The organism is Streptomyces sp. NRRL WC-3549, assembly GCF_000721935.1.
Taxonomy (GTDB): Bacteria; Actinomycetota; Actinomycetes; order Streptomycetales; family Streptomycetaceae; genus Streptomyces.
In genome coordinates, this window is record NZ_KL585420.1 from 148,551 (window position 1) to 156,993 (window position 8,443).

Genomic DNA, 8,443 nt, shown 5'->3' on the forward strand with positions numbered 1-8,443 from the left:
CCCGCTCAGAGATGTGTATAAGAGACAGCGGTCACGCTCGCCGTCGGCCGGGGCGCAGACGGTGACCTGCACCCCTCGTGCCACCAGTCCCGTGGCGAGCGAGGTGACACGAGCGCTGCTTCCGGCGCCGCCACCCAGCACTTGGACCGTACGCAGCTGTGACACGTCGAATGGCTCCCCGGGGCTCCCGAGTCGGCGGAATGTACAGCGCCAAGGATGCCAGCCCGTACGCACGTTCCGGGTCTGGCGAAACGTTGTTCCCGTGAGCAACACGACGAGAAGACGGATCACCCCACTCGTCCGAGTGAGCCCAGCGGCCGAAAGTTGACGCCCGCCGTCCGGGTGCCCTCCTCACCGTGAGGTGCGCACCCGGGCGGTGGGCCCGGTGTGGTCCGGGGACAGGCTCAGGGGGTGTCCGCGCGCGCGGACGCCAGCAGCTCCTCCGCGTGCGCCCGGGCCGTCTCCGAGTCCTCCTGACCGGCCAGCATCCGGGACAGCTCCCGGACCCGGTCCTCGCCTTCGAGGACCTTGACGCCGCTGCGGGTCACCGAACCGTCCACCGTCTTCTCGACCAGCAGCTGGCGGTCGGCGAAGGCCGCCACCTGCGGCAGGTGGGTGACCACCACGACCTGCGCGGACCGGGCCAGCTTGGCCAGCCGCCGGCCGACCTCGACGGCCGCCTTGCCGCCGACCCCCGCGTCGACCTCGTCGAAGAGGTACGTCGGCACGGGGTCGGACCCCGCGAAGACCACCTCGACGGCGAGCATCACCCGGGACAGCTCACCGCCCGACGCGCCCTTGGCGATCGGCCGCGGCTGGGCACCGGGGTGCGGGGCCAGCAGGAGTTCGACCTCGTCGGCCCCGGCGGGCCCGTAGACGACGCTGCGACCGCCGACGTCGATGCCGGACGCCTCGTCCGCGGCCTCGGTCTGCCGGACGGCGAAGGAGACCCGGGCGTGCGGCATGGCGAGCGAGGCCAGCTCCTCGGTGACCGCCCCGGCGAACCGGGCCGCCGCCTCCGTGCGGGCGTCGGTCAGCGCCTGCCCGAGCCCGGAGAGCTCGGCACGCAGCGCGTCGCGTTCCGCCGTGAGTTCCCCGATGCGGTCGTCGTCCCCCTCCAGCTCGGTGAGCCGGGCGGCGCTCTCCTGGCTCCAGGCGAGGACGGCGGTGACGTCCTCGCCGTACTTACGGGTGAGGGCGGTGAGCGCGGCGCGGCGCTCCTCGACGGCGGCCAGCCGCAGCGGGTCGGCGTCGAGCTGGTCGGCGTATCCGGCGAGCTCCCCGGCCACGTCGGCGAGCAGGATCGAGATCTCGCCGGTGCGGTCGGCCAGCGCGGCCAGCGAGGGGTCGTGGGCGCGTACGGCGTCCAGCGCCTGTCCGGCCGCCGCGACGATCGTGGTGGCGTCCACGCCCTCGGGGTCCTCCGGATCACCCGCGAGCGCCGCGTGCGCGAGGGCAGCCGCGGAGGCGAGGGCTTCCGCGTGGCCGAGGCGCTCCGCCTCGGCGGCGAGTTCGGCGTCCTCCCCGGGGCGCGGTTCGACGGCCGCGACCTCGTCGAGCCCGAAGCGCAGGAGGTCCGCCTCCTGGGCACGCTCCCTGGCCCGGACCGTCAGCTCGTCCAGCTCCGTGACGACGGCGCGCAGCCGCCGGTAGGCGGCCGTGTACGCCGCGAGCGGCACACTGACGCCGTCGCCCGCGTACCGGTCGAGGGCCTGCCGCTGCCGGGCGGGCTTGAGCAGCCCCTGCTGGTCGGTCTGGCCGTGCACGGCGACGAGTTCGTCGGCGAGTTCGGTCAGGACCCCGACGGGTACGGATCTGCCCCCGAGATGGGCGCGGGAGCGGCCTTCCGCCGAGACGGTGCGGCTGACGATGAGCGTCCCGTCCTCGATCTCCCCGCCGGCCTCCTCGGCGCGCAGCGCCGCCGCGTCGCCCCGGTCCACCGTGATCCGGCCCTCGACGACCGCGGCCTTGGCGCCGACCCGCACGAGGGCGGGGTCGGCGCGTCCGCCGAGCAGCAGCCCCAGGCTGGTCACGACCATCGTCTTGCCCGCGCCGGTCTCGCCCGTCACCGCGGTGAAACCGGGTGACAGCTCCACCACCGCGTCGTCGATGACTCCGAGCGACCGTATCCGCATCTCCTCCAACACGGAGATGACCTTACGAGGTCCGGACCCCGCCGCGCTAACGGCCTGCCGGGCGGCACGGTGTCCTCACACGGTGTTGACGCTCAGTGCGGAGCGCCCCGCCAGCCCTGTACGGGGAGCGCGAACTTGGCGACCAGCCGGTCGGTGAAGGAGGCCTGGTGCAGCCGTGCGAGCCGTACGGGCACCGCGCCGCGGCGCACCTCGACCCTGGCCCCGGCCGGGAGTTCGACGGTCCTGCGCCCGTCGCACCACAGGACGCCGTGCGGGGTGTGCGGCTGGACCTCCACGGCCAGGACGGACGTGGGCGAGGTCACCAGTGGTTTGGCGAAGAGCGCGTGGGCGCTGATGGGCACCATCAGCAGGGCCTCGACCTCGGGCCAGACGACGGGCCCGCCGGCCGAGAAGGCGTACGCGGTCGAGCCGGTGGGGGTGGCGCAGACGATCCCGTCGCAGCCGAAGCCCGTCACCGGCCGGCCGTCGATCTCCAGGACGACCTCCAGCATCCGCTCGGGGGAGACCTTCTGCACGGCGGCCTCGTTGAGCGCCCAGTCGCTGTGCACGACGTCGCCGTTGCTGTGCACCAGCACGTCGATCGTCATGCGCTCCTCGACCCGGTAGGCGCGGGTGACGACCCGGTCGACGACCTTGTCCAGGTCGTCGCGCTCGGCCTCGGCGAGGAAGCCGACGCGGCCCAGGTTGACGCCGAGCATCGGTACGCCGGAGGCCCGGGAGATCTCGGCGCCGCGCAGCAGGGTCCCGTCACCGCCGAGAACGATCAGCAGTTCGCACCCTTCGACCGCCGCGGGCGTGGCGTCCGTGACCGTCGTCACGGACGGCGGAAGCGGCAGGTCCTGGGCCTCCACGGCCAGCACCCGGACACCCAGGCCGTTGCGGAGCAGCCCCTGGACGACGAGTTCGGCGCTGCGGATCGCCGCCGGGCGGCCGGTGTGGGCGAGCAGGAAGACGGTCCGGCCCGCCCCGCCCTCCCGCGCCGGGTCCGCGCGCATCGATGTGCTCGGTTCCGTACCGTCTTGTGCCGCTTGTGTCGTCAACGAGGCCCCTCCGCCACTGCGCGATCGACATCCGCGGGGTCCAGTTCAGGTGCACCGGCCCGCAACCACAGAAAGTACTCGACGTTTCCCGACGGCCCCGGCAGCGGGCTCGCGGTCACCCCCCGCACGCCCAGGCCCAGCTGCCAGGCCCGGCGTGCCACCTCCCGTACCGCCTCGGCCCGCAGTTCCGGGCTGCGCACCACGCCGCCGCTGCCGAGGCGTTCCTTGCCGACCTCGAACTGCGGCTTGACCATGAGGACGAGGTCGGCGCCGGGGGCCGTGCAGCGGGCCAGGGCGGGCAGCACGAGGCCGAGCGGGATGAACGACAGGTCGCCGACCACCAGGTCCACCGGTTCCCCGTCGATCTGGTCCGGCGTCAGCTCGCGTACGTTGGTGCGGTCCTTGACGGTGACGCGTGCGTCGGACTGCAGCGACCAGGCGAGCTGCCCGTAGCCCACGTCGACGGCGACGACGTGACCGGCCCCGGCCCGCAGCAGCACATCGGTGAAGCCTCCGGTCGACGCCCCGGCGTCCAGCGCCCGCCGCCCCCGGACCTCCAGCCCGAGGGGCGTGAAGGCGGCCAGCGCGCCCGCGAGCTTGTGCCCGCCGCGCGAGACGTACTCGGGGTCGCTGTCGTCCTTGACGACGACGAGCGCCGCGCTGGTCTCGACCTGGGTGGCGGGCTTGGTCGCGGTGTTGCCGCCGACGGTCACCCGCCCCGCCGCGATCAGCTGGCTCGCGTGCTCGCGTGAGCGGGCGAGCTTGCGGCGTACCAGCTCGGCGTCGAGGCGGCGGCGTGCCACTCCTGCCACGTTCGGTTCAGCTCCTGTTGTCGTGCGCGGGCGTCGGTGCGGGCCTGGCGTCCAGAGCGGTCAGCTCGTCGCGCAGCCCACGGTGTACATCCTCGTACACCTCGGTGTGTCCGTCCGCCGCGAGGTGGTCCGCGTCGCCCAGCCGCTCCAGCCGGGCATCCACACCGGGGTGCCCGGTGGGGGTGCGCGGGACACCGAGCGGGGCGGGCGGGGCGGGGGCGTGGGAGGGCGCCGCGGCACCCGTCCCGGCCGCCGGGGCGGGGGCACCGGGCGCCTCGGTGTCGGGGGTGGCCTCGGGCGTCGTACCCGGCTCCGGCATCCAGTGGCTCATGCGGGAACGCTACCGCGAAGGGCCGGTGTACCGTCGGTCACGATGGCGACCATGGCGGAGTGCCGCAGCGCACTCGACACACTTTCCGACAACCTCGCGGGGGCCGACGGCGACGTACGCGGTGCCGCTGCGCTCGACCGTTCGCTGAGCTGCCACATCCGGGACCTCGACGTGACGTTCACCGGACGGCTGGCGAACGGCCGGATCCAGGTGCTGGACGCCTTCGAGGGGCTGCCCCGGGAGAAGGCCCAGATCCGGCTCGCGATGACCGGGGACGACCTGGTGGCCATGGTGAACGGCGAGCTGAACTTCACGAAGGCCTGGGGGTCGGGGCGGGTCGGGCTGGAGGCGGGGTTCCGCGATCTGCTGAAGCTGAAGTCGCTGCTCTGAGGCCGCGCCCGGCCCGGGTCAGGCGGACGGGACCACCACGCGCTTCCTGCGGGCGGCGGGTTCCGCGAGGGGCGTGCCGGTCTCCGGGCCGCCGACGACCTGGCAGCGCAGGCCGGAGACCTCCCCGACCAGGCCGGCGGTGACGACCTCCCCCCGAAGCCCCTACAACCCGAGCCGGCCCACCGCCTGCTCCGTGTCCAGCCCGCACACGCCGCCGCCGGCGTACGTCCAGGCCGCCCCGCACAGGGCCCGCAGCCCGTCCACCGGGTCACCGTCGCCGTCGAGCGTGAGGGCGGCGCCGCCCACGGTGGCCGTCCAGCCGCCGCACCGGGCCCCGTCGCCGTCCGCCGTCACCTCGGGCTGGCCGGTGAGCAGTCCGCGCAGGTCCCTGTCCACGTAGGTCGGCCGGTGGTGCGGCCCGGCCGCGAGCAGCTGCGCGGCGTCGGTCACCCCGGTGAGTACCAGCAGCGAGTCCACGCCTCCGTTGAACGCGCCTTCGATGTCCGTGTCCAGCCGGTCCCCGACGACCAGCGGCCGCTCGGCCCCGGTCCGCAGCACGGTCTCGCGGTGCATCGGCGGCAGCGGCTTGCCCGCGACCTGCGGTTCGGCGCCCGTGGCGATGCGTACGACCTCCACGGCCGCGCCGTTGCCCGGCGCGATGCCCCGGGCCGAGGGGATGGTCAGGTCGGTGTTGGAGGCGAACCACGCGGCCCCGCCCGCGATCGCGTACGCGGCCTCCGCGAACCGGCCCCACGGCAGGTCGGGCCCGCCGAAGCCCTGGGCCACGGCGACCGGCTCGTCGTCCGCCGACTCCACGGGCACCAGGCCCCGCTCCCGGAGCGCGACCCGCAGTCCCTCACCGCCGACGACCAGCACCCGTGAACCGGACGGCAGCTGATCGGCCATCAGCCGGGCCACCGCCTGCGCCGAGGTGATGACGTCGGTGGGCTCGGCGGGCACCCCCAGTTCCGTCAGGTGGCCGGCCACCGCGTCCGGTGTCCGCAGGGCGTTGTTCGTCACATACGCCAGCCGCATCCCCCCGTCCCGTGCGGTGCCCAGCGACTCGACGGCGTGCACGATGGCGTGCCCGCCCGCGTACACCACCCCGTCGAGATCGAGCAGGGCCGTGTCGTACGCCTCGCTCAGCGCCGTGGCGCTTCCACTCGGACGGGACCTGTACTGCTGACTCATCGCGCTCCTCTTTCCATCTTCTCCCCCGATCATCGCGCATCGCGGAAGCGCACATACGATGCCCGGATGAACACATCAGGGCGCGCCATCGAGCAGGGGCTGCGGCTGATCCCTTTCCGCGGCCTGCGGTACGTTTCCGAACGGGTCGGCAGTCTGGCCGCGGTGACGTCACCGCCCTACGACGTCGTCGTACGGCCCGACGGTCTGCACCACCTGGAGTCGCTGGACCCGCACAACATCGTGCGCCTGATCCTTCCGCAGGCGGGGAGCGCCACGGAACGCCATCAGCAGGCCGCCTCCACCCTGAAGCGCTGGCTGGCCGACGGTGTCCTGGCCGAGGACCCGGAACCGGTGCTCTACGTCTACGAGCAGCGGTCCGGCGACGTCCTGCAGCGCGGGGTGATCGGGGCGCTGGCCCTGTCCCCCGCGTCCGACGGGATCGTGCTGCCGCACGAGGACGTGATGGCGGACGTCGTCGCGGACCGCGCCGACCTGATGCGTACGACCGGGGCGCATCTCGAACCGCTGCTCCTCAGCTACGCCGGGGACGGCCGTACGACCGGTGCGACGGCGGTCATCGAGCGGACGGTGGAACAGGCCCCGCTCCTGACCACGACGACCGAGGACGGGGTCGCCCACCGGCTCTGGGCCGTCTCCGACCCCACGGAGCGGGCGCGTGTCGAGGCGGGCCTCGCGGACCGCCAGGCCCTGATCGCCGACGGCCACCACCGCTGGGCCACCTATCTGCGGCTTCAGGGGGAGCACTCGGGCCCCGGTCCCTGGGACTTCGGGCTGGTGCTGCTCGTGGACACGGCCCGCTACCCGCTGCGTGTACGCGCCATCCACCGTCTGCTGCGCCGCCTTGCGGTCGCGGACGCGCTGACGGCCCTCGACGGGCACGCCCGGGTCCGGGACGTCGAGGGGCCGCTCCCCCGGGCGCTCGACGCGCTCGCCGAGGCGGCTGCCGAGGGCAACGCCTTCCTGCTCGCGGGCGACGGCGGCTTCCATCTCGTCGATCGGCTGGACGAGCGCTTGCTGTCCCGCACCGTACGTACGGACCGGCCGGCCGCATGGCGCGAGCTGGACGCCACGGTGCTGCACTCCACGCTTCTGGACGGGGTGTGGGGGGTTCCCGACGCCCCGGAGCACATCGCCTACATCCACGACACCGAGGCGGCCGTCGAGCAGGCCGAGCGCAACGGTGCCACGGCGGTCCTGATGCATCCGGTGGGCGAGGACGTCGTACGGGACCTGGCCAGGAAGGGCGTCACCATGCCCCGTAAGTCGACGTCGTTCGGGCCGAAGCCGGCGACCGGCCTGGTCCTGGAGACAGGACGAGGGCGGTACCCGTACGTGGTGTACGGGTACCGCCCTCGCTCGGTCGTCCTGCTGTTCCGCGCGCCTCGCTGTCGTTGCCGCGCGCGTCGGCGCTCAGGCCTTGGTGGGCCCGTCCGCGTCGTCGGCGTCGGTGTCGGCGGTGACGCTGTCGTCACCGGTCGCGGTGGCGGTGTCCTTCGCGGAGCCGTGCTCGGCGTCGGCCCGGGCGTCGTCCTCGTCGTCCTCGCCCAGTGCGTCGACGAACTCGACCCCGTCGAGTTCGGCGAGCCGGTCCGAAGCATCGGTCGAGCCGTCCTTGTCGGCCTCCAGGGCCTTCCCGAACCACTCGCGGGCCTCGTCCTCGCGCCCGGCCTCCAGGAGCGCGTCCGCATAGGCGTACCGCAGGCGCGACGTCCACGAGTGGACCGCGCTGGAGGCGAGTTCGGGGCTCTGGAGGGTGACGATGGCGGCGTCGAGCTGTCCCATGTCCCGGCGGGCCCCGGCCGCGACGAGGCGCATCTCCACCTGTCCGGCCTTGTCCAGCTTCTGCACCTCGGGCTCACCGGCCATGGCCATGGCGCGCTCGGGCCGTCCCAGACCACGCTCACAGTCGGCCATGACGGGCCACAGTTCCACGGAACCGGTCATCCGGCGCGAGGCCCGGAACTCCGCCAGCGCCTCGGCGTACCGCTGTGTGGCATAGGCGGCGAAGCCGGCGGCCTCACGCACCGCGGCGACGCGCGAGGCGAGACGCAGAGCGATGCGCGAGTAGGCGTAGGCCTGCTCGGGGTCCTCGTCGAGCATCCGGGCGACCATGACGAGGTTGCGCGCGACGTCCTCGGCCAGGGTCTTCGGCAGGCTCATCAGCTCCTGCCGCACGTCCTTGTCGATCTCGTCGCCGGTGACCTCGTCGGGGATGGGGAGGCGCTTGATCGGCTCGCGGTCGCGCTCGTCCCGCCCCTGGTACCCACCACGGTCGTCCCGGCCCCGGTAGCCACCGCGGTCGTCCCGGCCCCGGTAGCCGCCACGGTCGTCCCGGCCCTGGTAACCGCCACGGTCGTCACGGCCCCGGTAACCGCCACGGTCGGGGCCACGGTCGTTGTCCCTGCGCGGACCACGGTCCCGGTCACGGCTCCGGTCGTCGCGACGACTGTCGTCACGGCGGTTGTCGTCGCGGCGGAAGCCACCGGGTCGGTCGTCGTCGCG

At 73.9% G+C, this 8,443-nt stretch carries 7 protein-coding genes and 2 pseudogenes; 2 read left to right on the forward strand and 7 right to left on the reverse strand.

The features are described from left to right. Positions 1 to 404 precede the first annotated feature (404 nt). The 4 genes from recN to IH13_RS0125260 all read right to left on the reverse strand — a co-directional run bounded on the left by recN (position 405) and on the right by IH13_RS0125260 (position 4,339). Complete coding sequence (gene recN / locus IH13_RS0125245) at positions 405 to 2,153, reverse strand: DNA repair protein RecN (protein WP_031088145.1); 1,749 nt, start codon at positions 2,151 to 2,153, stop codon at positions 405 to 407. 74 nt (positions 2,154 to 2,227) lie between these two features. Continuing rightward, entirely contained in the window at positions 2,228 to 3,151 is a 924-nt protein-coding gene (locus IH13_RS0125250; protein WP_031088146.1) for an NAD kinase, read from the reverse strand. 41 nt (positions 3,152 to 3,192) lie between these two features. Beyond that, positions 3,193 to 4,008, reverse strand: coding sequence for a TlyA family RNA methyltransferase (locus IH13_RS0125255; protein ID WP_031088149.1), 816 nt, complete (start codon positions 4,006 to 4,008; stop codon positions 3,193 to 3,195). Between the two features lie 7 nt (positions 4,009 to 4,015). After that, positions 4,016 to 4,339: a hypothetical protein gene (locus IH13_RS0125260; protein ID WP_031088151.1), complete on the reverse strand. Its 324-nt coding sequence runs from the start codon at positions 4,337 to 4,339 to the stop codon at positions 4,016 to 4,018. A 42-nt stretch (positions 4,340 to 4,381) separates the two neighbouring features. Here IH13_RS0125260 and IH13_RS0125265 point away from each other — a divergent pair, with 42 nt between their 5' ends. Continuing rightward, positions 4,382 to 4,729: an SCP2 sterol-binding domain-containing protein gene (locus IH13_RS0125265; protein ID WP_031088153.1), complete on the forward strand. Its 348-nt coding sequence runs from the start codon at positions 4,382 to 4,384 to the stop codon at positions 4,727 to 4,729. A gap of 18 nt (positions 4,730 to 4,747) precedes the next feature. Here the strand turns inward: IH13_RS0125265 and IH13_RS44915 are convergent. Further along, positions 4,748 to 4,891: pseudogene (locus IH13_RS44915) on the reverse strand (ABC transporter ATP-binding protein); the annotation flags it as partial. Beyond that, complete coding sequence (locus IH13_RS0125270) at positions 4,892 to 5,920, reverse strand: HAD hydrolase-like protein (RefSeq protein WP_031088155.1); 1,029 nt, start codon at positions 5,918 to 5,920, stop codon at positions 4,892 to 4,894. 66 nt (positions 5,921 to 5,986) lie between these two features. Here IH13_RS0125270 and IH13_RS41200 point away from each other — a divergent pair. Beyond that, positions 5,987 to 7,252, forward strand: a pseudogene (locus IH13_RS41200) (DUF1015 family protein); the annotation flags it as partial. Between the two features lie 99 nt (positions 7,253 to 7,351). On the opposite strand, the gene IH13_RS0125280 reads toward IH13_RS41200, so the two are convergent. Then, positions 7,352 to 8,101, reverse strand: a complete 750-nt coding sequence (locus IH13_RS0125280; protein WP_031088159.1) for a tetratricopeptide repeat protein — start codon at positions 8,099 to 8,101, stop codon at positions 7,352 to 7,354. Between the last annotated feature and the right edge of the window lie 342 nt (positions 8,102 to 8,443).